At 71.4% G+C, this 23455-nt stretch carries 21 protein-coding genes; 16 read left to right on the forward strand and 5 right to left on the reverse strand.

Annotated elements, in window-relative coordinates; translation table 11 throughout:
- The first annotated feature begins 120 nt into the window (after positions 1 to 120).
- The 3 genes from ACLQ29_RS23305 (at position 121) to ACLQ29_RS23315 (ending at position 3063) form a co-directional block, all read left to right on the forward strand.
- Positions 121 to 792 carry a transcriptional regulator gene (locus ACLQ29_RS23305; protein ID WP_425773609.1) on the forward strand — a complete coding sequence of 224 codons (672 nt, stop codon included), beginning with the start codon at positions 121 to 123 and terminating at the stop codon, positions 790 to 792.
- Between the two features lie 82 nt (positions 793 to 874).
- Positions 875 to 2443, forward strand: coding sequence for an MFS transporter (locus ACLQ29_RS23310; protein ID WP_425773610.1), 1569 nt, complete (start codon positions 875 to 877; stop codon positions 2441 to 2443).
- Positions 2444 to 2454: 11 nt separating this feature from the next.
- A complete protein-coding gene (locus ACLQ29_RS23315; RefSeq protein ID WP_425773611.1) occupies positions 2455 to 3063 on the forward strand; it encodes a TetR/AcrR family transcriptional regulator in 609 nt (202 codons plus the stop codon).
- A gap of 56 nt (positions 3064 to 3119) precedes the next feature.
- Here ACLQ29_RS23315 and ACLQ29_RS23320 read toward each other — a convergent pair whose 3' ends face one another.
- Both ACLQ29_RS23320 and ACLQ29_RS23325 read right to left on the reverse strand, forming a co-directional pair.
- On the reverse strand, positions 3120 to 5039 hold the full coding sequence (locus tag ACLQ29_RS23320; RefSeq protein WP_425773612.1) for a helix-turn-helix domain-containing protein: 1920 nt from the start codon (positions 5037 to 5039) through the stop codon (positions 3120 to 3122).
- 14 nt (positions 5040 to 5053) lie between these two features.
- Positions 5054 to 5836 (reverse strand): 3-hydroxybutyrate dehydrogenase, encoded by a 783-nt coding sequence (locus ACLQ29_RS23325; RefSeq protein ID WP_425773613.1) that lies wholly within the window; start codon positions 5834 to 5836, stop codon positions 5054 to 5056.
- A 305-nt stretch (positions 5837 to 6141) separates the two neighbouring features.
- On the opposite strand from ACLQ29_RS23325, the gene ruvC reads away from it, so the two are divergent.
- The 8 genes from ruvC (at position 6142) to ACLQ29_RS23365 (ending at position 15681) form a co-directional block, all read left to right on the forward strand.
- Entirely contained in the window at positions 6142 to 6669 is a 528-nt protein-coding gene (ruvC, locus tag ACLQ29_RS23330) for a crossover junction endodeoxyribonuclease RuvC (protein ID WP_357245262.1), read from the forward strand.
- Positions 6666 to 7268 carry a Holliday junction branch migration protein RuvA gene (gene ruvA / locus ACLQ29_RS23335; protein ID WP_425773614.1) on the forward strand — a complete coding sequence of 201 codons (603 nt, stop codon included), beginning with the start codon at positions 6666 to 6668 and terminating at the stop codon, positions 7266 to 7268. The genes ruvC and ruvA overlap by 4 nt, the downstream gene beginning before the upstream one ends.
- Before the next feature lie 88 nt (positions 7269 to 7356).
- Positions 7357 to 8424 (forward strand): Holliday junction branch migration DNA helicase RuvB, encoded by a 1068-nt coding sequence (gene ruvB / locus ACLQ29_RS23340; protein WP_425773615.1) that lies wholly within the window; start codon positions 7357 to 7359, stop codon positions 8422 to 8424.
- A 140-nt stretch (positions 8425 to 8564) separates the two neighbouring features.
- Positions 8565 to 8903: a preprotein translocase subunit YajC gene (yajC, locus tag ACLQ29_RS23345; protein WP_393367792.1), complete on the forward strand. Its 339-nt coding sequence runs from the start codon at positions 8565 to 8567 to the stop codon at positions 8901 to 8903.
- A gap of 278 nt (positions 8904 to 9181) precedes the next feature.
- Positions 9182 to 11116, forward strand: coding sequence for a protein translocase subunit SecD (secD, locus tag ACLQ29_RS23350; RefSeq protein WP_425773616.1), 1935 nt, complete (start codon positions 9182 to 9184; stop codon positions 11114 to 11116).
- A 1-nt stretch (position 11117) separates the two neighbouring features.
- On the forward strand, positions 11118 to 12311 hold the full coding sequence (gene secF, locus ACLQ29_RS23355; RefSeq protein WP_425773617.1) for a protein translocase subunit SecF: 1194 nt from the start codon (positions 11118 to 11120) through the stop codon (positions 12309 to 12311).
- An 80-nt stretch (positions 12312 to 12391) separates the two neighbouring features.
- Positions 12392 to 12958, forward strand: a complete 567-nt coding sequence (locus tag ACLQ29_RS23360) for an adenine phosphoribosyltransferase (protein WP_425773618.1) — start codon at positions 12392 to 12394, stop codon at positions 12956 to 12958.
- A gap of 200 nt (positions 12959 to 13158) precedes the next feature.
- Positions 13159 to 15681, forward strand: coding sequence for a RelA/SpoT family protein (locus ACLQ29_RS23365; protein WP_425773619.1), 2523 nt, complete (start codon positions 13159 to 13161; stop codon positions 15679 to 15681).
- Positions 15682 to 15747: 66 nt separating this feature from the next.
- Here the strand turns inward: ACLQ29_RS23365 and ACLQ29_RS23370 are convergent, their stop codons facing one another.
- Together ACLQ29_RS23370 and ACLQ29_RS23375 are read right to left on the reverse strand one after the other, a co-directional pair.
- Positions 15748 to 16584: a peptidylprolyl isomerase gene (locus tag ACLQ29_RS23370; RefSeq protein WP_425773620.1), complete on the reverse strand. Its 837-nt coding sequence runs from the start codon at positions 16582 to 16584 to the stop codon at positions 15748 to 15750.
- A gap of 61 nt (positions 16585 to 16645) precedes the next feature.
- Entirely contained in the window at positions 16646 to 17530 is an 885-nt protein-coding gene (locus ACLQ29_RS23375) for a peptidylprolyl isomerase (protein WP_425773621.1), read from the reverse strand.
- A gap of 269 nt (positions 17531 to 17799) precedes the next feature.
- Here ACLQ29_RS23375 and ACLQ29_RS23380 point away from each other — a divergent pair, with 269 nt between their 5' ends.
- The 3 genes from ACLQ29_RS23380 to ACLQ29_RS23390 all read left to right on the forward strand — a co-directional run bounded on the left by ACLQ29_RS23380 (position 17800) and on the right by ACLQ29_RS23390 (position 20925).
- Positions 17800 to 18510, forward strand: coding sequence for an MBL fold metallo-hydrolase (locus tag ACLQ29_RS23380; RefSeq protein WP_425773622.1), 711 nt, complete (start codon positions 17800 to 17802; stop codon positions 18508 to 18510).
- A gap of 73 nt (positions 18511 to 18583) precedes the next feature.
- Complete coding sequence (gene hisS, locus ACLQ29_RS23385) at positions 18584 to 19912, forward strand: histidine--tRNA ligase (protein WP_425773623.1); 1329 nt, start codon at positions 18584 to 18586, stop codon at positions 19910 to 19912.
- A gap of 77 nt (positions 19913 to 19989) precedes the next feature.
- Positions 19990 to 20925 (forward strand): acyl-ACP desaturase, encoded by a 936-nt coding sequence (locus ACLQ29_RS23390; protein WP_425773697.1) that lies wholly within the window; start codon positions 19990 to 19992, stop codon positions 20923 to 20925.
- Between the two features lie 155 nt (positions 20926 to 21080).
- Here the strand turns inward: ACLQ29_RS23390 and ACLQ29_RS23395 are convergent, their stop codons facing one another.
- Positions 21081 to 21587, reverse strand: a complete 507-nt coding sequence (locus ACLQ29_RS23395; protein WP_425773624.1) for a PaaI family thioesterase — start codon at positions 21585 to 21587, stop codon at positions 21081 to 21083.
- A 55-nt stretch (positions 21588 to 21642) separates the two neighbouring features.
- Between ACLQ29_RS23395 and ACLQ29_RS23400 the strand changes: the two genes are divergently transcribed.
- On the forward strand, positions 21643 to 22119 hold the full coding sequence (locus ACLQ29_RS23400; RefSeq protein ID WP_425773625.1) for a winged helix-turn-helix transcriptional regulator: 477 nt from the start codon (positions 21643 to 21645) through the stop codon (positions 22117 to 22119).
- Positions 22120 to 22394: 275 nt separating this feature from the next.
- Positions 22395 to 23441, forward strand: coding sequence for a S1 family peptidase (locus ACLQ29_RS23405; protein WP_425773626.1), 1047 nt, complete (start codon positions 22395 to 22397; stop codon positions 23439 to 23441).
- Positions 23442 to 23455 lie beyond the last annotated feature (14 nt).

Here is a 23455-nt window from a genome sequence, read left to right on the forward strand (position 1 = left end):
GCGCCGTCGCGGTGGCCGCCGGCTGGCGACCCGCCGTCGGTAAATCCCGCGCCGGCGCATCCACCGCGCCCCGTTTCAGCGAACCCCCGGGTAGGGAACGTCTATCCGGGGGTACGTCTGGTGCTGACCGAGCCGATGCCGGCGGAGACCGTGGAGATCGCGCACAAGCAGGTCTCGCTGGCCGCCGAGGACCTGGACGGCAACGCCGTCGCCACGCTGATGCTGGAGTTGGCCGAGGCCTGGGGCGTACCGGCGCTCTGGGAGCAGGTCTGTCGTCCGTTGCTGGCCCGGCTGTCGGGGCGTACCGCCGCCGAGGTCGCCGTCGAGCACGCTCTCTGCGAGGGCGTCCGGGTCGGGTTGGACGTGTACCGCCGGGAGCCGGGCCGGTCGCTGCCCACCGGCGGGGTGCTGGTGGCCGGGGCCGAGCGGGAGGCGCACTGCCTCGGTCTACACGCGCTCGCCGCCGCGCTGCGCGAGCAGGGTCGCGGCTGTCTGCACCTCGGTCCCGCGCTGCCCTGGCCGGCGCTGACCCGTGCGGTGTACCGGGCCAGCCCGCACACAGTGGTGCTCTGGTCGCAGACGCCGGTCACCGGCCGCGCGTACCGTCTGGTGCGTTTTGCCCGGGACTTCCCCCGCCTGCGGGTGTACGGCGCGGGGCCGGGTTGGATCGAGCCACTCACCGCTCCGGCGCGGCGTCTCGACTCGCTGCCGAGCGCCGTCGCCGCCTGCCTGGCCGTCGCTACCGGGCGTGATGCCCACCACATACGATACGGATCGGTGCCGTATCGTTAATACGCGCCGTAGGCTGACCCGCGTTACGAGTCTGACCCGTATCGTATTGCGGCGCGGGAAAAGCGTGGGGGGAAAACCAGGCATGGAGCTGCACAACAACACCGGCCACCCGAGGAGGTGGGCGATCCTGGGGGTGCTGGTGATCAGCCTCCTCGTGGTCGTTCTCGACAACACGATCCTGAACGTCGCCCTGCGCACGCTGGCCGACCCGGTGCACGGCCTCGGCGCCAGCCAGGGCGAGCTGGAGTGGTCCATCAACTCCTACACGCTCGTCTTCGCCGGGCTGCTGTTCACCTTCGGGGTGCTCGGCGACCGCGCCGGCCGCAAGCGCTTCCTGATGATCGGTCTGGTGCTGTTCGGCCTGGCGTCGCTGCTCTCCGCGTACGCCCAGAGCCCCGGCCAGCTCATCGCGGCCCGCGCCCTGATGGGGGTCGGCGGCGCGGCCATCATGCCGGTGACGCTCTCGATCATCTCCAACGTCTTCGACCCGCGCGAGCGCGGTCGCGCCATCGGTGTCTGGGCCGGCGCCGTCGGTCTCGCCGTGGCCATCGGCCCGATCCTCGGCGGCGCGCTGCTGGAGCACTTCTGGTGGGGCTCGGTCTTCCTGATCAACGTGCCGGTGGTCGTGGCCGGCGTGGTGTTGGTGGGACTGCTGGTCCCGGAGTCGCGTGACCCGCGACCGGGCCGGATCGACGTGCTCGGCGTCCTGCTCTCCGTGGTCGGCCTGGTCGCCCTCTCCTACGGCATCATCGACGGCGGCGAGCACGGCTTCGACCGCCCGCTGGCCTGGGGTTCGATCCTGGTCGGCATCGCGGTGCTCGGCTGGTTCGTGCAGCACGAGCGGCGCAGCGACCACCCGTCGCTGGACGTCCGGCTGTTCCGGGTGCCCCGCTTCGCCGCGCCGGTCGCCATCGTCGGCCTGGTGTTCTTCGCCGCCATGGGCTCGATGTTCTTCGGCTCGTTCTACCTGCAACTCGTGCGCGACTACAGCCCGCTGCAGACCGGTCTGCTCTTCCTGCCCTTCGCCGGCGCCCAGCTGATCTTCGCGCCGCGCAGCGCCGCGATGGTCCGCCGCTACGGCGGTAAGGCCGTCGCCACGGTCGGGCTGGCGCTGACCGTGGTGTCACTCGGCGCCTTCGTGTTCATCGGCGCCTCCACCCCGATCTGGATCGTGCTGCTCGTCTTCCTCATCCAGGGCGCCGGAATGGCGAACATCATGCCGCCCGCCACCGAGTCGATCATGTCGGCGCTGCCCCGGGAGAAGGCCGGCGTCGGCTCCGCGGTCAGCAACACCATCCGCCAGGTGGCCGGCGCGCTCGGCGTGGCCGTCCTCGGCTCGGTGCTCTCCGCGGTCTACCGCAGCGACATCGGTGACGCGCTGACCGGCCTGCCTCCGCAGGCCCGTGACGCGGCCAACGAGTCGATCTCCGGCGCGTACGCGGCGGCGGGCCAGCTCGGCCCGGCGGCGCCGACGCTGATCTCGGCGGCCAACGACGCCTTCGTCACCGCGATGCACTGGGCGGCCGGGCTCTCCGCGGTGATCGCCGCGCTCGGGATCATCGTGGTGCTGCGCTGGATGCCGGGTCGGGAGGAAACCAGCGTCGCCCCGGCGGCCCCGGTTGCCGAGCCCGAGTTGGCCGGTACGGCGTAGGTGCGGGAAGAATGTCGGACATGACGTCCACCGCCGATGCTCCGCGGTCGCCCGGGCGGCCGCGGAGCATCCGCGCCGACGAGGCGATCATCGAGGCCACCCTCGACCTGCTCGCCGAGGGCAGCACCATCGAGGCGCTCTCGATCGAGGCGATCGCCGCTCGCGCCGGGGTCGGCAAGGCCACCATCTACCGCCGCTGGGCGGGCAAGGACGCCCTGCTGCTGGACGCGCTGCGCCGGCTCAAGGGTGTCCTGGCCCAGCCGACCGGGCACTCCGTCCGCGACGACCTGGTGCTGCTTGTCGGCGCGATCGGCAAGAACGTCGACCCGCGCGCGGCGAAGATCATGCCCTGTCTGGCGCCCGCCGTGAACCGCAGTGCGGATCAGTTCCAGCTCTACCAGAACATCATCTCGCCCCGCCGGCAGTTGATGCGCGAGGTGCTGCGGCGCGGCATCGACGAGGGAGTGCTCCGGGCCGACATCGACGTCGAGGTGACGATGGCGCTGCTCACCGGGCCGATGCTGATCCAACGGGTGCTGCAGTGGAATCCGGAGCTGGACGAGCAGACGCTGCCCGAGCGGGTCGTCGACGCCGTGCTGGAGGGCATCCAGGTCCGCTGAGCGTGACGCGGCTCAGCGGGCATGCGGTGGTCGGCGCGGTCGCCGGCCGGCGTGTGTCAGCCGGCCGGTGCGCGCAGCCGGTGCAGACGCAGCGCGAGCTGCACCTCCAACGCCCGCTCGGGCCGCTGCCAGTCCGCGCCGAGCAGTTGCCCGACCCGCTCCAACCGCTGGGTCACCGTGTTCACGTGCACGTGCAACTGCTCGGCGGCGCGGGCCAGACTGCCACCCACCCCGAAGTACGCCTCCAACGTCCGCACCAGAGCCGTGCCCCGCCGGGCGTCGTAGTCGACCACCGGCCCGACCGTGGTGCGGAGGAACTGGGCCACGTCCGTCTCGCCCCGGTCACCGACCGTGCCCAGCAGTAGCCCGACGAAGCCCAGCTCGGCGGTGCTCGCCCCCTGGCCGGCCCGGCCCAACGCGCCCAGCGCCGTCAGGCAGCGGTCCGCCTCGTGGAACGTCCCGGCAAGCGCCGCCGGCCCGTTCGACGGGCCGCTCGCCCCGGCGGTCACCGGACGGCCGGTCACCCGGGACAGGTCCCGGGCGACCGCACGGGCGCTGCCGCCCGCGTCCAACCCCGGCAGCATGAGCACCACCCGACCGTCGCGCGCCGCGGCCAGCCCGCCGCGCGCCGAGGCGTACGTGGTGGCCCAGGAGAGCACCCGCTGCCGGGCCGAACCGGTCGCGGCGATCGCGTCATCGCCCACCGCCACCAGCACGTGCGGCGCGTCCAGGTCCACCCCGAGCCGGCGGGCCCGGCTGCGCAACGCGTCGGTGTCGCGCAGCGGACGGGCGATCAGGTCGTCCAGCAGCTCGCCCCGGACCCGCCCCTCCGCCTCGGCGACCGTCCGGCGGAACAGCAGCAGCAGCGCGGTCACCAACGCGGCCCGTTCCAGGATGCGCTGGTCGGCGTCGACCAACTCGTCGTCCGGACGCAACACCAGCGCACCCAGGTTCTCCGCGCCGGCCACCACCGCCGCGTACCAGAGCGGACCCCGGCGTACGCTGCGCCCCTCGGTCCGCGACGCGGCCACCGCCTCGACGATGTCGGCGCGGTCCGGCTCCTCGATCTCACCCACCCGGGCCAGCCGGCGGCCCTCGGCGTCCAACGCCAGCAGCGCCCCACCCAGCACCTCGGTCACCGCCGCCGCCACGTCCTCCACGCCGCCGCCGCGCAGCACCAGCGCCGTCATCCGGTCGTGTGCCGCCGCGGCCCGCTCCACCGAGCTGCTGTGCGCCCGGATGGTGGTGTTCGCCGCCGACAACTCGGCCAACGCCGAACGGGTCTCGGTCAACAACCGGGCGGTGTCGATCGCCACCGCGGCGTGCGCGGCGAGCGACACCAGCAGTGCCACCTCCTCGCGGACGAACGGCCGAGCCGAACGGTTGGCCGCGTAGAGCACGCCGATCGAGGTGGAACCGAGCCGCAGCGGCACCCCGAGGATCGCCACCAGGCCCTCCTCCCCGACCCCGGCGTCGATCTCACCGGTGTGGTGGAAGCGCGCGTCCTCGCCGTAGTTGGCGGTCACGTACGGCGCGCCGGACTGGGCCACCAGACCGCCCAGGCCGGCGCCCATCGGCAGCCGCAGCCGCTGGAAGCGGGCCGAGACCGACCCGTCGGTCACCCGCATGTAGGTGTCGCCGCGCTCGTCGTCGTTGAGCGTCATGTAGGCCACGTCCGCGCCGAGCAGGTTGCGGGCCCGGTGCGCGATCGCCCGCAGCACGTCGTCCAGGTCGCGCAACCCGGCCAGGTCGCTGACCGTGTCGTACAGGCCGGACAGCTCGGTCTCCCGGCGGCGGCGACGCTCCAACAGCGCGCGGACCCGCAACGCCACCGACCTGGCCTGCTCCAGCTCCGCCAGCCGCTCCGGCGGCAGCCCCGCGGCCCGCGCGGCCACCAGCGGTCCCTCGAACTCGACCGCCGCGGCCTCACGGGCGAGCAGCTCCAGGAACTCCACCGGCGATGACATGGTCGACATTGTGCTCAGCCCCACTAGTTGGCCGTCCAGCCCCCGTCGAGGGCGATCGACGCGCCGGTGATGAACGCCGCCGGCGGCGAGCAGAGGTACGCCAACAGCTCGGCGACCTCCTCCGGCTCGATCAGTCGCTTGATCGCGGCCCGAGCCAGCATGATCTTCTCGATCACCTCGGCCTCGTCGATGCCGTGGCTGGCCGCCTGGTCGGCGATCTGGCTCTCCACGAGCGCGGTGCGTACGTACGCCGGGTTGATGCAGTTGGCGGTCACCCCGTGCGCGGCTCCCTCCAGCGCCACCACCTTCGACAGCCCCTCCAGGGCGTGCTTGGCCGAGACGTAGGCCGCCTTGTACGGCGACGCGCGCAGCCCGTGCACGGAGGAGATGTTGACGATTCGACCCCAGCCCCGGGCGTACATGTGCGGCAGCGCCCGGCGGATCAGCAGGAACGGCGCCTCCACCATCACCCGGTGGATGTACTCGAAGCGCTCGACGGGAAAGTCCTGGAGCGGCGCGACGTGCTGGAGCCCGGCGTTGTTCACCACGATGTCCACGTCCACGTCGAGGCGGTCCACCGCCGCGGCGTCGGACAGGTCCACACCCTCGGCCCGGCCACCGACCTCGGCAGCCACCGCCCTGGCCGCCTGCAGGTCGCGATCCACCACGAGCACCTTCGCGCCGGCCGCCCCCAGCCGCCTGGCACACGCCCGCCCGATGCCGCTACCACCCCCGGTGACCAGGGCGGTCCGACCGGCGAGGTCGATCTGCACGACGTGGGGGACCGCCACGGGTTCTGCCGTCATGGCGCAAGAAGTTACGAGCTGTGTGCTCCCCGGCACATGGGCCAGCGACACATACTCCGCCCCAAAGCTGTGTGGCCCACCCGCCCCCGCGCCGCAAGATCGCGCAGCATCCAGGATGTAGTTGTCTCCTGGTGCTTCGTTGCCACTACATCCCGGATCGAGCGTGACCTTGCGGCTGGCGCTCCGGAACCCCGCTCCCGGCCGGTCGAGCGCGGGGCGGGAGGGCGTGTCCCGTGGGGCTGGTGGGAAGAGCGCCGGTTAGGGTGTCGAACACACGTACTGCTGACGGCTGGGGAGGGGGCGGCGTGCGGGTGCTGGGGGTCGACCCGGGGCTGACCCGGTGTGGGGTGGGCGTGGTCGAGGGTGTGCCGGGGCGTCCCTGCACTCTGATCGCCTACTACGTGGTCTACACCGACCCGGCCGACGACCTGGCGCTGCGCCTGTTGCACCTGGACCGGTCGCTGAACAAGTTGGTCGCCGAGCACCAGCCGGAGAGCGTCGCCGTCGAGCGGGTGTTCAGCCAGCACAACGTGCGTACGGTGATGGGCACCGCGCAGGCCAGCGGCATCGCGGTGCTGGCCGGGGCGCGCGCCGGCCTGCCGGTGCAGACGTACACGCCGAGCGAGGTGAAGGCGGCCGTGACCGGTTCCGGTCAGGCGGACAAGGCGCAGATGACCGCGATGGTCACCCGGCTGTTGCGGCTGGCCGAGCCGCCGAAGCCGGCCGACGCCGCCGACGCGCTGGCCCTGGCCATCTGCCACGTGTGGCGCGGTGGGACCCGTTCCAAGCTGGCCGCGGCGGCCGACCGGGCACGACGAGGAGGAGCGCGATGATCGCCAGCGTGCGCGGCACGGTGACCGCGACGGGTCCGGACCAGGCCGTGATCGAGGTCGGCGGTGTCGGCCTCGCGGTGCACTGCGCCCCCGGCACCCTCGCGGAGCTGCGGGTCGGCCAGGTCGCCCGGCTCGCCACCAGCCTGATCGTGCGGGAAGATTCGCTCACCCTCTACGGCTTCGCCGACGACGACGCCAAGTCGCTGTTCGAGCTGCTCCAGACGGCCAGCGGGGTGGGCCCGCGACTGGCTCAGGCGGTCCTTGCCGTGCACAGCCCGGACGCGGTGCGCAAGGCGATCGCGAACGCCGACACGGCCGCCCTGACCCGGGTGCCCGGGATCGGCAAGAAGGGCGCCGAGCGCCTGGTGCTGGAGCTGCGTGATCGGATCGGCCCGGTGCCGATCGGCGCCGACGGGGTGGGCGGGGTGACCCGCGGCAGCTGGCCCGACCAGGTCCGGCAGGCGCTGGTCGGCCTGGGTTGGACGGCCGGCCAGGCCGATCAGGCGGTCGCCGCGGTGGCCGAGACGATCGAGGGTGAGACGCCGCCGGTGCCGGTCCTGCTCAAGCAGGCCATCCGTCTGCTGGGTCGGACCCGATGAGCGCCCCGGCGGCGACTGAGGGCGGCGCGGTGCGCGCGCGGAGCGCGTCGGGGTCGCGAGCCCCGCGGTCGCGAGTGAAGAGGGCACGGTGAGCGAGACCGACGGGCTTGTCTCGGCGTACGTCAGTGACGCGGACCGGGACGCGGAGGCCACGGTCCGGCCGAGGCGGTTGGCCGAGTTCATCGCCCAGGACCGGGTGCGTGATCAGCTCGACCTGTTGTTGCAGGGCGCGATGCGGCGGGGTTCGCCGCCGGATCACATCCTGCTCTCCGGCCCACCCGGCCTGGGCAAGACGAGTCTGGCCAACATCGTCGCCGCCGAGTTGGGCGCGGGTATCCGGGTGACGAGTGGCCCGGCGATCGAGCGTTCCGGCGACCTGGCGGCGATCCTGACCAGTCTCGCCGAGGGGGACGTGCTCTTCATCGACGAGATCCACCGCATCGCACGTCCGGCCGAGGAGCTGCTCTACAGCGCGATGGAGGACTTCCGGGTCGACGTGGTGGTCGGCAAGGGGCCGGGGGCGACGGCGATCCCGCTGGACGTCGAGCCGTTCACCCTGGTCGGCGCGACGACCCGCTCGGGTCTGTTGACCGGGCCGATGCGGGACCGGTTCGGTTTCGTCGCCCACCTCGACTTCTACGCCCCGGCGGATCTGGAGACGCTGCTGCACCGGTCGGCGCGGATCCTCGGTGTGCCGATCACCCCCGAGGGCGCGACCGAGATCGCCGGTCGGTCCCGGGGCACGCCGCGGATCGCCAACCGGCTGCTGCGCCGGGTCCGCGACTACGCCGAGGTGCGGGCCGACGGGGTGGTCGATGTCGACACCGCCCGTGCCGCGTTGATCGTGTACGACGTGGACGCGCTCGGGTTGGACCGGCTGGACCGTGCGGTGCTGACCGCGTTGGTCGACTCGTTCCGGGGTGGCCCGGTGGGTCTGTCCACCCTTGGCGTGGCGGTGGGGGAGCAGCCGGACACGGTCGAGGAGGTGTGCGAGCCCTTCCTGGTCCGCGCCGGTCTGTTGGCTCGTACCCCACGGGGGCGGGTGGCCACGGAGGCCGCCTGGCGGCATCTGGGGCGTACTCCGCCGAATGGTACCTTTGGCATGGATAGTCCACCTGTGCCCGATCTGTTCTCGATGGATGCCGATCAGCCGTGATAGGAACGTGATCTGTGCCGCATTCGGCGTTCTCAGGCGCAGGGTTTAGACTTCGCCGCGGTCTGTACAGGACGTGAGATTCCGCCTCCGCTCCGGCGCCCCAAGCGCCGGGCCGGTGGCCAGTGGGAAGGTCAGTAACCGTGAACTACATAGCAGCGGGCCCCTCGGGCGGCGGCATCACGCCGATCCTGATGATCGTCCTGCTCTTCGGTGTCATGTATTTCATGATGATCCGACCCCAGCAGAAGCGCCGCCGTGAGGCCGAGTCGATGCAGTCCGGCCTCGGCCCGGGCGACGAGGTCGTCACCATCGGCGGGCTCTACGGCACGGTCACCGGCATCGAGGACGACACCGTCCTGATCGAGGTCGCCCCGGGCGTGCAGACCCGCTACGCCCGCGCCGCCATCGCCCGGGTGACCACCCGCGCGGAGCTGCCGAGCGAGCCGGTCAGCGAGGACGCCGACACCATCAAGGAATGACCCCTGCTCCCGGGGGATGGCGGGTCCGGCGTACGGCCGGTCGGCCGACCTCCGGGCCACCGCGCCCGACGGGGCAGCGGACCAGGCAGTAAAACTGGATAGTTGGGTCGACGCCGGGCGTCGGCACGTACCCGTGACGGTCGGCGTTCCACGCTGGCGTGTCCGGGCCAGGTGTCGGCATCTCGTCGGCTCAGGTCAGACCCGTCAGCCGGGACCGCCGGCCCGACACCGCCGCCGCTGCGCACAGCGGCGCGACCGCACAGGGAGACAGGACAGCCGTGGCACCACCTCAGGGACAGATGCGCCCCGGGCGGCAGCTCGCCGTGCTCGGGTTCATCTTCGTCGTCCTCTATCTTCTGGTGTTCTTCTCCGGCGGCGCCAAGGGCAGCTTCCAGGACCGGCTCGAGCCTCGGCTCGGTCTGGACCTGATCGGCGGCACCCGGGTGACGTTGGAGGCGAGAAACAGCATCGGCGGCAAGGCCCCGACGGCGGAGAATCTCGAGGAGGCTCGGCAGATCATCGAGAGCCGGGTCAACGCGTTCGGCGTGGCCGAGGCCGAGGTGGTCACCGAGGGCAACCGGAACATCGTCATCTCCCTGCCCGGTGAGAACCGCAACCTGGACAACGTGGGCAACGCCGCGGAGCTGCGCTTCCGCAAGGTGCTCAAGGGCGCCGACGGCAGCGGGACGGCCGCCGTGCCGCCACCGGCCACGCCCGCCCCGCCCGGCAGCGTGACCCCCTCTGGTGGCGCGACTCCGTCCGCCGGCGCGACCCCGACCCCGTCGGGCAGCGGCGCGCCGAAGGTGACCTCGTCGCCCAGCGGCGGTCAGGGTGGGATGGCCCCGGCGCCCAGCGCCACGCCGACTCCCTCCGCGTCCGCCTCGGCCTCGGCCTCGGCGAGTGCCGCGCCCAGCGCCAGTGCCAGCGCGGAGCCGGTGTCGGCCAGCATCGAGGAGCAGCGCAAGGCCGTCGAGCAGAAGGTCGGCGCCCCCGCCTGGCAGGCCGCCAGCGGGTTGCAGGCGCCCGCCGACCTGAGCGCCGACCCGTCGCTCGCCGACAAGCTCAAGCCGTTCGGCACGCTGTCGCCGCAAGAGGTCGCCGTGCTGTCGGCGCAGATGCAGTTCAACGTGCCGACCATCGGCTGCAAGCAGCTCGACGAGCGTCCCCCGGCGTCGATCTCCGACGCGAAGCAGCAGGTCGTCTCCTGCGAGGACGGCGCCTCGAAGTACCTGCTCGACCAGGCCAAGGTGCTGGGCACCGACGTGTCCGACGCCGACGCGGTGCTCGACCAGACCAACGCCTGGGTGGTCAGCCTCGACTTCACCGGCGACGGGCAGGGCAAGTGGACCGGCCTGACCCGCGAGTCGTTCACCAACGAGGGTCAGGCCTGCGACGCCACCGCGCTCGGGCAGGACGGCAAGTGCCGGGTGGCCGTCGTGCTGGACAACAAGATCGTCTCCTCCCCGGAGATCCAGGGCGTGCTGACCGGCAACTCGCAGATCACCGGCAGCTTCACCCAGAAGGACGCGAGCACGCTCGCCGGTCAGCTCCGCTACGGCGCGCTGCCGGTGACCTTCAAGCAGCAGGAGGCGCAGAACGTCACCGCCACGCTGGGCGCCAGCCACCTGCGCGCCGGTCTGCTCGCCGCCGGCATCGGCATGCTGCTGGTCATCATCTACTCGTTCTTCTACTACCGGCTGCTTGGCTCGGTGATCTTCCTGAGCCTCATCCTCTCCGCGCTGCTCGTCTTCGGCGCGCTCGTGGTGCTCGGCCGGCAGATCGGCTTCACGCTCACCCTCGCCGGCATCGCTGGCATGATCGTCTCACTAGGTGTGGCGGCGGACTCGTTCGTCATCTACTTCGAACGACTGAAAGATGAGATCCGCGAGGGCCGCAGTCCACGTAGCGCGGTGCCGCGCGCCTGGATCCGGGCCCGCCGGACGATCATCTCGGCCAACGCGATCACCCTGCTCTCCGCCGTGGTGCTCTACGTGGTCTCGGTCGGCACGGTCAAGGGCTTCGCCTTCGCTCTCGGTCTGGCCACCGTGCTGGACCTGGTCGTGGTCTTCCTCTTCCGGCACCCGATCATGACGATGTTCGCCCGCACCCGGGCGTTCCTGTCCCCGCGGGTCAGCGGTCTGGGCCGGGCGCTGCCGGCCCGCAACCAGCCGACTCAGACTCAGCCCCGCAACCCGCGCGCCAAGGAGGCCTGAGATGGCTCAAAACGGTCTGGCGAGCCGCCTCTACAACGGCGAGGCCGGTCTCAACATCGTCGGCCGCCGCAAGCTCTGGTTCGGCGTCGCCGGGACCCTGATCCTGATCGCGCTGCTCAGCTTCGGTCTGCGTGGCTTCAGCCTCGGCATCGAGTTCGCCGGCGGCAACTCGTTCCAGGTGCCGGCAAGTGTCGGCACCCTGGAAGACGCCGAGCGGGAGGTCAACTCGGCCCTCGCGACGGAGAACACCGGCATCAAGGTGGCCACCGTCCAGAAGGTCGGCGGCACCGGTGGTGACACCTACGAGCTGCGCACGCCGCAGCTCGACGCCGAGAAGACGAACGCGGTGAAGGATCAGATCGCCGAGGACCTGGGGATCAACCCGGATCAGATCAGCAGCAACCAGGTCAGCGAGGCGTGGGGCAGCCAGGTGACCCAGCGCGCCGTGCTCGGTCTGGTCATCTTCATCGCGCTGGTGATGGTCTACCTGGTCCTGCGCTTCGAGTGGCGGATGGCCGTCGCCGCGGTCGCGTCGCTCATCACCAACCTGATCCTCACCGCCGGCATCTACTCGCTCGTCGGCTTCGAGGTCACCCCGTCGACGATCATCGGCTTCCTCACGATCCTGGGCTTCGCGCTCTACGACGTGGTGGTGGTCTTCGACAAGGTCCAGGAGAACACCCGCGGCATCACCGCCAACAACAACCAGACGTACAGCGAGGCGGCCAACCTGGCCGTCAACCAGAGCCTGATGCGGTCGCTGAACACCTCGGTGGTCGCCCTGCTTCCGGTCGGCGGTCTGCTCTTCATCGGTGCCGGCCTGCTCGGCGCCGGCACGCTGAAGGACCTCGGCCTGGTGCTGTTCGTCGGTATGGCGGTGGCGTTCCTGACCTCCATCCTGGTGGCCACGCCGCTGCTGGCCCTGCTCAAGAGCTACGACCCGCGGATCCAGGCGCACGCCAAGCGCGTCCAGGCCCGGCGGGGCGGGCTCGCCCGGGGCGAGGTCGCCAGCAAGGGTGCGGTGAGCCCGACCGAGGGCCAGGCGACCGAGGAGTCGCTCGACCCGGACGCTGCCGCGCTGGCCGGTGCCGCGCCCAAGGTGGGCGCTCGCCCGGCGGGTAAGCGGCCGACCGGCGCCCGGGGCGGTCGCCCCGGTGGCGGCGGCAACCGGCCGGGTGGCGCCAAGCGGCGCTGACCCACCACGAAAAACCCGAACGGCGTCCGGCATGCTGTGCGTGCCGGACGCCGTCGTCGTTGAAGGAGAGCGAAACACCCATGACGGAGACCCACAGCACCGCGGCGCGCGGGGACAGCGGCCCGGAGGCCGCCCGACTGGTCGCCAGCCGGGTGCTGGACGTGCCCGACTTCCCGAAGCCGGGCGTCATGTTCAAGGACCTGATGCCGCTGTTCGCCGACGGCGCGGCGTTCCGTGAGGTGATCGACGGGATCGTCGCGTACCACGGTCGGGACGCCTTCGACGTGGTGGTCGGCATCGAGGCGCGCGGGTTCGTCGTCGCGGCGGCCGTCGCGTACGCGGCGGGGGTCGGCGTGGTGCCGGTCCGCAAGGCCGGCAAGCTGCCCCGCCCGGCGCACTCGGTCTCCTACGCGCTCGAATACGGCGAGGCCACCCTCGAGGTGCACGAGGACGCCTTCACGGCCGGGCACCGGGTGCTGGTGGTCGACGACGTGCTGGCGACCGGCGGCACCGCCGAGGCGACGCTTGACCTGGTGGAGCGGGCCGGCGGTACCGTCACCGGCTTCACCGTGCTGTTGGAGCTCGGCTTCCTGGGTGGGCGCCAGCGGTTGGCACCGCGTCCCGTCCATGCCCTGCTGACCGTTTGACCCGGTCGGTGGCGGATTGACCGTTTGATGGCGGAGTCGTCGGGCGGAGCCTGCGCCGACCGTCCGGCGGAGCGGCAGCGGACCGTGCGTGCGGGTAGCATTGCCCATTGCTGACGCCGGCGGTACGCCGTCTGCGTGGCGCGAGACCAGGCCGGCCGAATGTTCGGCAGGTGTTTTCCCGGCGAGCGGTGAGGAGGCCGGTGTCCCACGATGTCGTCCCTCCGGCGGAGGGCACGGTGCACCCGACAGGCGACGCTGACGGCACGGTGACCGACCGGGCAGGCGACGCGCCAGCCCGGGTGACGGGCGCCGGCAGCGGCTCTGGCCGGGCTGCGGGCGAGAGCCCGGCAGATCCGATCAGCGGCCCGCCGAGCGTCCAGGCGTCCCCCGGTGCCGACGGGGTGGTGGTGCCGTTCCCGAGTGACGCCGGCGTCGACCCGTCGCCGAGCGGTGGCTTCGGGCTGTCCAACGCGCCCACCGGGCGTCGGGTGCGGGCCCGGTTGGCCCGGTTCAACGCGCCCTGGCAGACCTCGCAGGTCAGTGAGGTGCTGGAGCCGCTCATCGCGAGCCACCGGGACAACCACCCCAAGGCCGACGCCCGGTTGCTCCAGCGCGCCTTCGACACGGCCGCGCGGTGGCACTCCGGGCAGTACCGCAAGTCCGGCGACCCGTACATCACCCACCCGCTCGCGGTGGCGACCATCCTCGGCAACCTGGGGATGGACACCACCACGCTCGTGGCCGCGCTGCTGCACGACACCATCGAGGACACCGAATACACCCTCGACGCGATGCGCGCCGACTTCGGCGGCGAGGTCGCCCTGCTCGTCGACGGCGTCACGAAGCTCGACAAGGTCAAGCTGGGTGACGCGGCCAAGGCCGAGACGATCCGCAAGATGGTCGTGGCGATGGCCAAGGACCCGCGGGTGCTGGTGATCAAGCTGGCCGACCGGTTGCACAACATGCGCACCCTGACCTTCCTGCCCCGCCCCAAGCAGGAGCAGAAGGCCAAGGAGACGCTGGAGATCCTGGCGCCGCTGGCGCACCGGCTCGGTATGAACACGATCAAGTGGGAGCTGGAGGACCTGTCCTTCGGCACGTTGTTCCCGAAGCGCTACGAGGAGATCAACCGCCTGATCGGGGAGCACCAGCCGCAGCGCGAGACGCTGTTGCGGCAGGTCACCCAAAAGGTCGGCACCGACCTGAAGGCCGCCAAGATCAAGGCGGAGACCACCGGGCGGCCGAAGCACCTCTACTCGATCTACCAGAAGATGATCGTGCGCGGTCGTGACTTCAACGACATCTACGACCTGGTGGGCGTGCGGATCCTGGTCGACACGGTGCGCGACTGCTACGCGGCGTTGGGGGTCATCCACGCCAACTGGCAGCCGGTGCCGGGCCGGTTCAAGGACTACATCGCGATGCCCAAGTTCAACATGTACCAGTCGTTGCACACGACTGTCATCGGGCCCACCGGCAAGCCGGTGGAGATGCAGATCCGCACGTACGCGATGCACCGCACGGCGGAGTTCGGCATCGCCGCGCACTGGAAGTACAAGGAGCACAAGGGCACCCAGATCGTCGGCCCGCCCGCGCACATCGACGAGATGACCTGGTTGCGGCAGTTGCTGGACTGGCAGCGGGAGGCGGCCGACCCGAGCGAGTTCCTGGACGCGCTGCGCTTCGACCTGTCCAGCCAGGAGGTGTACGTCTTCACCCCGAAGGGTGACGTCATCCCGCTGCCGACCGGGTCGACGCCGGTGGACTTCGCGTACGCGGTGCACACCGAGGTGGGGCACAAGTGCATCGGGGCGCGGGTCAACGGCAAGTTGGTGCCGTTGGAGTCGACGCTGTCCAACGGCGACGTGATCGAGATCTTCACGTCGAAGTCCGAGACGGCCGGCCCCACACAGGACTGGCTGGGCTTCGTCAAGAGCCCGCGGGCGCGCACGAAGATCCGCCAGTACTTCAACAAGGAGCGGCGCGAGGAGGCGATCGAGGCCGGCAAGGACGCGATCGTCAAGGCGATGCGCAAGCAGGGCATGCCGCTGCAGCGGATGCTCACCTCCGACGCGCTGATGTCGATCGCACGGGACCTGCACCTGGCCGACGTGGCGTCGCTCTACGCGGCGGTCGGTGACAGCCAGGTCTCCGCGCAGTCGGTGGTGCAGAAGCTGATGGCCGCGTACGGCGGCGAGGAGGGCGCGGCGGAGGACATCGCCGAGACCGCCGTCGCCACCCGGCCACCGCGCAGCCGCCAGAGCAGCAACGACCCGGGTGTCGTGGTCCGCGGCGTCAGCGACGTCTGGATCAAGCTGGCCCGCTGCTGCACCCCGGTCCCACCGGACTCGGTGTTCGGCTTCGTCACCCGCTCCGGCGGGGTGAGCGTGCACCGCGACGACTGCGCCAACGCCGAGGACCTGCGGGCCCAGAGCGAGCGGGTGGTCGAGGTCAGTTGGAAGCTCACCTCCGCCTCGACCTTCCTGGTCGCCATCCAGGTCGAGGCACTGGACCGGCACAAGCTGCTGGCCGACGTCACCCGGGTGCTCTCCGACGAGCGGGTCAACATCCTCTCCGCCACCGTCACCACCACCCGCGACCGGGTGGCGGTGAGCCGGTTCAGCTTCGAGATGGCCGACCCGAAGCACCTGGGCCACCTGCTGGCCACGGTCCGCAAGGTGGACGGCGTCTTCGACGCGTACCGGGTCACCTCCGGCGCCTGACGCGTACCCCGGACACGACAGCGCCCGCCGGCTCAGCCGGCGGGCGCGTGGTCGTCTGCGCGGGTGTCAGCCCTGCGGCGCGCTCATCGTGAGGTCCTTGATGATGACCTCCTTCTTCGGGTGGCCGCCGCCGGCCTGCTGGGCGAACGCCCCGTCGTCGCCGGCCTTGGCCACGTCCTTGACGATGTCCATGCCACCGGTGATGGTGCCCAGCACCGTGTACGCCGGGTCCAGCGGCGAGTCGCCGTAGACGATGAAGAACTGGCTTCCCGTGCTGCCCGGCTCGGAGGACTTGGCCATCGCGATGACACCCTCCGGGTACGGCGGGCGCTTGTCGGTCGGCAGGTTCTCCTCGGCCATCCGGTAGCTCGGGCCGCCCTGGCCGTCGGTGTCCCGCCAGCCGTTGCCGGTGGCGCTGGGGTCGCCGCACTGCAACACCTTGATGCCCTCGCTCACGAGGCGGTGGCACTTGGTGTTGTCGAAGAAGTTCTTCTCCGCGAGGTAGGTGAAGCTGCCCGCCGTGCAGGGGACCTGCGACCTGTCGACCTTGGCCGTGATCGGGCCCAGGTTGGTGTCGATCGTCATGGTCTGCACGCCGGTGCCGGACTGCTGGTTGCTCGGCAGCCCGACGTCCTTGATCTGCGGGGGCCGCTTGTCGGTGGGCAGCGCGTTGAACGCGCACTCCGCCGCGCCGGCCGCCGGTGCGGCGGACTCCTTCTTGTCGTCGCCGCCGAGGCTCACCGCCAGCCACACGGTGCCGGCGACCACGAGCACCAGCGCGGCGGCCGCGCTGATGATCGCCCGGGTCTGCCGGCGCTTACGGGCCTTGGCCGCGCGCTCGGCCATCTCCTTCTCGAGCCGGGCGCGTGCCGCCGCGCGCTGCCGCTCTCTGGTGGACGTCACGCCTGGATCCTCCTGGCTGTCTGCTGCTGGGTGCCGCTTGGGTGTGGGTGGTGGCGGCCGGTCAGCCGGCGTTGGGGCTGCTGGCCGGCGCGCCGGAGGCCGACGGCGCCGGTGCCGCCGCGGTGACCGGCTCACCGACGGTGAGGCTCTGGATGGTCACGTCGGTGCTGGGCTTGACCTTGGCCCCGGTCCCATTGTCCACGGTCGGGAGGGCACCGATCTTCTCCACCACGTCCAGCCCGCCGGTCACCCGGCCGATCACCGGGAACTTCGGGTCGGTGGTGGTGAAGTCCTTGAAGAAGATCAGGAACTGGCTGCCGTTGCTGCCCGGCGGGTTGGCGATCATCGCCACGGTGCCCTTCGGGTACGTCGGCGGCTGGCCGGGGGCCGGGCTGGCCGACGGTGCCGCTGACGGCACGGTGGGCAGCTCCTCGTCGTAGAACGAGTAGGTCGGCCCACCGAGGCCGGTGCCGCTCGGGTCGCCGCAGCGCAGCGCGCCGTCGGCGGTGATCTCGTGGCACTTGGTGTTGTCGTAGAACGACCGGCTCGCCAGGTGCGCGATGCTCGCCGCCGCACAGGGCGAGTTGGTCAGGTTGAGCTCCGCGGTGATCGGGGCGCCCTGGTTGGTGGTCACGGTCATCGCCCGGGTGCCCTCGGTGGGCAGACCCTTGCTCTCCGGCGTGCCGACGTCCTTGAGGTTGGTGTTGGCCGCCGCGTCCTGCGGCGTCCAGAGGCAGGTGTCCCCGGTGGCCGTGTTCTGCTTCGGGTCGGAGTCGAACGCCCCGAGCGCCCAGGCGGAGCCGGCCACGACCAGCACCAGGATCAGGGCGGCACCGACACCGGCCTGGATCTGCCGACGTCGCCGCGTGGCGGCGGCCCGGCGAGCCAACTGCCGGTCGAGCTTGGCCCGCGCCATTTTGCGCTGCCGGTCCCTGCTGGAAGCCACAGGTGCTCCCCTTTCCTCTACCTGGTCGTCGCCGGCGGCCGGACGTCCCGGCCCGTCCGGGCGTCACGTGTGCCGCGCCACACGCCCGCCAGAGTGTACGGCTAGTGACTGGGAAAGTGGTGTACGAGGTCCACCCCGTCCCGAGCAGCGCTTATCGGGCGATGTCACTGTGCCCCACGGGGCCCGCGGGACGGACGCGACAAACTCGCTCGGCGCGCCCGTTAGGCTGCTGGGCAGGACGACAGCCGTTCGACGAAAGGACAGCGCCCGTGCTCGTGGCCGGCTTTCCCGCGGACGCCTTCGGCACCAACTGCTATGTGGTTGCCACCGCGCCGGGGGAGCAGTGCGTGGTGGTCGACCCCGGCATCGGGGTGCTCGACCAGCTCGACGCGCTGCTCGCCGAGCACCGCCTGCATCCGGCCGCCGTGCTGCTCACCCACGGCCACCTCGACCACACCTTCTCGGTCGCGCCGGTGTGCGGCGCGCGGGGCGTCACCGCGTACGTGCACCCCGGCGACCGGGAGATGCTCGCCGACCCGGCCAAGGGCCTCTCCGCCGACCTGACGTCGCTCTTCGGCGGCCGGCTGAGCTACACCGAGCCGGACGACGTGGCCGAGCTGACCGACGGCGCCACTCTCAGCCTCGCCGGCCTGGAGATCGCCGTCGACCACGCCCCGGGCCATACCGGCGGGTCGGTGCTGTTCCGGCTGCCCGGCGCGGGCTCGGGCTGGGAGGCGGACGAGATCTGCCTGTCCGGCGACGTCCTCTTCGCCGGGTCGATCGGCCGTACCGACCTGCCGGGCGGGAGCATGCCGGCCATGCTCACCAGCCTGCGCGACAAGGTCCTTCCGCTGGCCGACGACACCGTCGTGCTGCCCGGCCACGGCCCGAGCACCACCATCGGCCGCGAGCGCGCCAGCAACCCGTACCTCATCGAGGTGGCCGGCACGTCGCCGGCCGCTCCCACCCGGGGCCTCTAGATCTCCCGTCCGCGCCGCGCGCGGACCCACGACACCACCGCGCCGTGGGCGCGGCACCGCAAGGAGTACGCCGATGAGCAAGCCCACGCCCATCTCCGGCTTCCCGGAGTGGACCCCCGGTCAGCGGATGATCGAGCAGTTCGTGCTCGACAAGATCCGGACCACGTTCGAGCTGTACGGCTTCGCGCCGCTGGAGACCCGCGCGGTGGAGCCGCTGGACCAGTTGCTGCGCAAGGGCGAGACCTCGAAGGAGGTCTACGTGATCCGTCGGCTGCACGCCGACGCCGAGAGCGGGGGCGGCGACGACCAGCTCGGCCTGCACTTCGATCTGACCGTGCCGTTCGCCCGCTACGTGCTGGAGAACGCCGGCAAGTTGACCTTCCCGTTCCGTCGCTACCAGATCCAGAAGGTGTGGCGGGGGGAGCGGCCGCAGGAGGGGCGCTACCGGGAGTTCGTCCAGGCCGACATCGACATCGTCGACCGGGACACCCTGGCGCCCCACCACGAGGCGGAGATGCCGCTTGTCATCGGGGACGCGCTGCGGTCGCTGCCGATCCCGCCGGTGACCATCCAGGTCAACAACCGCAAGATCCCCGAGGGCTTCTACCGGGGCATCGGGCTCACCGACCCGGAGGCGGCGCTGCGGGCGATCGACAAGCTCGACAAGATCGGCCCGGTGAAGGTGGCCGACCTGCTGGCCCAGACCGCCGGGGCGAGCGAGGCGCAGGCCAAGGCGTGCCTTTCGCTGGCCGAGATCTCCGCACCGGACGCGTCGTTCGCCGACGCCGTGCGGGCGCTCGGGGTGAGCGACCCGCTGCTGGACGAGGGCATCGAGGAGCTGGTCCGGGTGGTGCAGACCGCCGCCGAGCACTCGCCCGGCCTCTGCGTGGCGGACCTGCGCATCGCCCGCGGCCTGGACTACTACACCGGCACCGTCTACGAGACCCAACTGCGCGGCTACGAGCGGTTCGGCTCGATCTGCTCCGGCGGCCGGTACGACAACCTGGCCAGCGCCGGCGCTGTCTCGTACCCCGGGGTGGGTATCTCGATCGGGGTGACCCGGCTGCTCGGGCTGCTGTTCGGAGCGGGTGACCTGTCGGTCTCCCGCTCGGTGCCCACCTGCGTCCTGGTGGCGTTGGCCGACGAGGAGCACCGCGGGGCCAGCGGCCGGATCGCGGCGGCGCTGCGGGCCCGCGGGATCGCCACCGAGGTGTCGCCGAGCGCGGCGAAGTTCGGCAAGCAGATCCGCTACGCCGAGCGGCGCGGCATCCCGTACGTCTGGTTCCCGGGCGTCGACGGGGCGCCGGACGAGGTGAAGGACATTCGGTCTGGCGCGCAGGTCACGGCCGGTGCGCAGGAGTGGATGCCACCCCTGGAGGATCTCCGGCCGACGGTCAGCTGACTCTCCCCACTGGCGCTCATGGCCGCGGGGACCTACGGTAGCGTAAGTTACGCCACCGTAGGGAGTTTCTCGTGACCATGAGCACCACACTGAGCCAGACCGCGCTCCTCGTCGAGTTGGAGCCGGTGGTTGCCCGCAACCTCGACCGCCACCTTTCGCTGGCCAAGGAGTGGTTCCCGCACGAGTACGTGCCGTGGAGCGAGGGGCGGACCTTCGACGGGCCGCTCGGCGGCGAGGCGTGGTCGCCGACCGACTCCACGATTCCCGACGTGGCCCGCACCGCGCTGATCGTGAACCTGCTGACCGAGGACAACCTGCCCTCGTACCACCACGAGATCGCCACCCTGTTCGGCCGGGACGGCGCGTGGGGCACCTGGGTGCACAGGTGGACCGCGGAGGAGGGCCGGCACGGTGTCGCGATCCGCGACTACCTGACGGTCACCCGGGCGGTCGACCCGGTGGCGTTGGAGCGGGCCCGGATGACGCACATGTCCGAGGGGTACACGAACGCCCACGGCGACGAGGTGCTGCACTCGCTGGCGTACGTCTCGTTCCAGGAGCTGGCCACCCGCATCTCGCACCGCAACACCGGCAAGGCCACCGGCGATCCCGCCTGCGAGGCGCTGCTGGCCCGGGTGGCCGCCGACGAGAACCTGCACATGGTCTTCTACCGCAACCTGCTCGCCGCCGCGTTCGAGCTGGCCCCGAGTCAGGCCATGCGGGCCGTCGCCGACGTGGTGGCCGACTTCCAGATGCCGGGCAGCGGCATCGACGGCTTCGCCCGCAAGTCGGTGGCGATCGCCCTGGCCGGCATCTACGACCTGCGCCAGCACCGTGACGATGTGCTCCAGCCGGTGCTGCGCCAGTGGGACGTCTTCAACGTGACAGGTCTCGACGCCGACGGCGAAGCCGCCCGCGAGCAACTGGCCACCCAACTGGAGGGCCTGGACCGCGCCGCAACCCGCTTCGAAGAGAAGCGCGCAGCCCGAGCCGCCCGCCTAGCCCCCCGCTAACCCACCCCACCCCCTGCCCACCCCCACCCCACCCCACCCCGCCCCCCACTCCTCTAGCCCTTGTTGATCATGAGGTTGGCGGGTCTGTCGATCTTCGAATCGCCCGCTAACCCCATGATCAACGCAGTGAGTGGGGTGGGAGGGGGCAGTGGGGGTCAGGGTTGGGGGAGGAGTAGGCAGGTGCTGGTGGCGTGGGCTATCAGGCGGTTGGTGGCGTCGGTGATGCGGGCTTCGGCCAGGGCCGTGCGGCGGCCGCGTTGCAGCACCGTGCCCTCGCAGCGCAGCGTGCCGCTGTCGACGGTGACCTGGCGGAGGAATTTCACGTTGAGGTCGAGCGAGGTGTAGCCGACGCCGGCCGGCAGGGTGGTTTGCACGGCGCAGGCCGCCGCGGTGTCCAGCAGTGTGGAGAGCACGCCACCGTGGACGCTGCCGAGCGGGTTGTAGTGGAACTCCTGCGGGGTCAGCTCGACGACCACCCGGCCTTCGTCGGCCTCCATCCGGGTCATGTCGATGAGGTGCATCACCGGTGGTGCGGCCAGCTCGCCGGCGATCATCGCGCGGAGCATGTCGAGGCCACTGCGTCGACCGAGCTGAGCGGCGTTGACCGCCGGGTCCGCCCAGGTGAAGGTACGGCTGCGCGCTGGCTCCTGAGTCTGCGTCATGGACGCAGCCTGGCAGCAGGTTGCTGAGTCTGTCAACGAGACCTAGCCTGGTCGGATGCGACCCGCAGCTCTGGACTGGTCGGTGGAGAACTGCACCATCGCCCGCGCCATGGAGATCCTCGGTGAGCGGTGGACCGTTGTGGTGCTCCGCGAGGTGTTCACCGGCATCCGCCGCTTCGACGACATGCGGGTGCGCACCGGCATTCCGCGGCAGGTGCTGACCAAGCGACTGGCCGGCCTGGTCGAGCAGGGCGTGCTGCGCCGCGAGCCGTACCGGGAGCCGGGCAGCCGGCTGCGCCACGAGTACCGGTTGACGGAGAAGGGCCTGGACCTCTGGCCGGTCCTGGTGGCCGTGCTCGGGTGGGGTGACCGGTACCTCGCCGACGCCGAGGGTTCGCTGTTGACCGTCACTCACCGTGACTGCGGTGCCCCGGTGCGCCTCGAGTTGCGCTGTGCCGACGGACACGACGTGGGGCGGATGCGCGACGTGGTGTCGCGCCCCGGTCCCGGCGCCCGCCGCCGGGCCCCCTGACGCGCGACACCCGCGCCAACCGACGCCGCAAGGCATCGACAACCGTGCTCGCCGAGGGCGGGTTGCGTGTGACGGTGGCTGTGCGTCAGCGTGTCAGTGGTGTTGCGGAGATGTGGCCGGCCGCGTCCGCTGGATCCGGGCGGAATCAAGCCTTGTCAATGATCTTAAGTATGTGAATACTTCAGTGCACTCGGCCGGTTTCCCCAGATCGGCCGGGTTGCCATCGGGTCAGCCGACCTCGGCGAGACCCGCTCCCCCGCCCAGGAGGTTGTTACATGCGACCCACGAGGTCCACATTCCGCGTTGCGGCCACTGTCGCCGTTTCCGGAAGCCTGGTCGTCGGCGTGCTCATCGGCGCACCCGCCCAGGCCGCACCCGCCGCCGCACCCGACGCCGCGGCCGCGCTGTCCGCGCAACTCGGTGACCGCTCGGCCGGCTCGTACATCGACGCGAGCGGCAAGTCCGTCGTCACGGTGACCGACGCGGCCGCCGCGAGCGCGGCGAGCAAGGCCGGCGCCGTCGTCCGTTACGTCACCCGCGGTGCCGGCGAACTCAACCGGGCCACCGCCGACCTGGAGCGCTCCGCCAAGATCCCGGGCACCGCCTGGTGGAGCGACCCGGTCACCAACCAGGTGGTCGTCTCCGTCGACAGCACCGTCACCGGCGCCAAGCTGGAGCGGGTCAAGGCCGCCGCCGCGCGGGCCAACGGCGCGGTCCGCGTCGAGGCCGAGGCTGGCGTGCTGAGCACCCGGATCTCCGGTGGCCAGGCCATCTACGCCGGCGGGGGCGGGCGTTGCTCGCTCGGCTTCAACGTGCGCAGCGGCAGCACCTACTCCTTCGTGACCGCCGGGCACTGCACGAACATCTCGGCCAACTGGTACTCGAACTCCGCGCAGACCGCCCTCATCGGCACGCGGACCGGCACCAGCTTCCCGGGCAACGACTACGGCATCGTGCGGCACAGCAACTCGGCGAACGCCGCCGGCAACGTCTACCTCTACAACGGCAGCTACCGGGACATCACCGGCGCCGGCAACGCGTCCGTCGGCCAGTCGGTGCAGCGCTCCGGCAGCACCACCGGCCTGCGCTCCGGCACGGTGAACGCGACGAACGCCACGGTCAACTACGCCGAGGGTTCGGTCTCCGGCCTGATCCGCACAAACGTCTGCGCCGAGCCGGGTGACAGCGGCGGCTCGCTGTTCGCCAACACCACCGCCCTGGGCATGACCTCCGGCGGCAGTGGCAACTGCCGCACCGGTGGCACGACCTTCTTCCAGCCCGTCACCGAGGCCCTGAGCCGCTACGGCGTCAGCGTCTTCTGATCGAGTCACCGCCC

Source organism: Micromonospora sp. DT228 (genome assembly GCF_049841595.1).
GTDB lineage: Bacteria > Actinomycetota > Actinomycetes > Mycobacteriales > Micromonosporaceae > Micromonospora.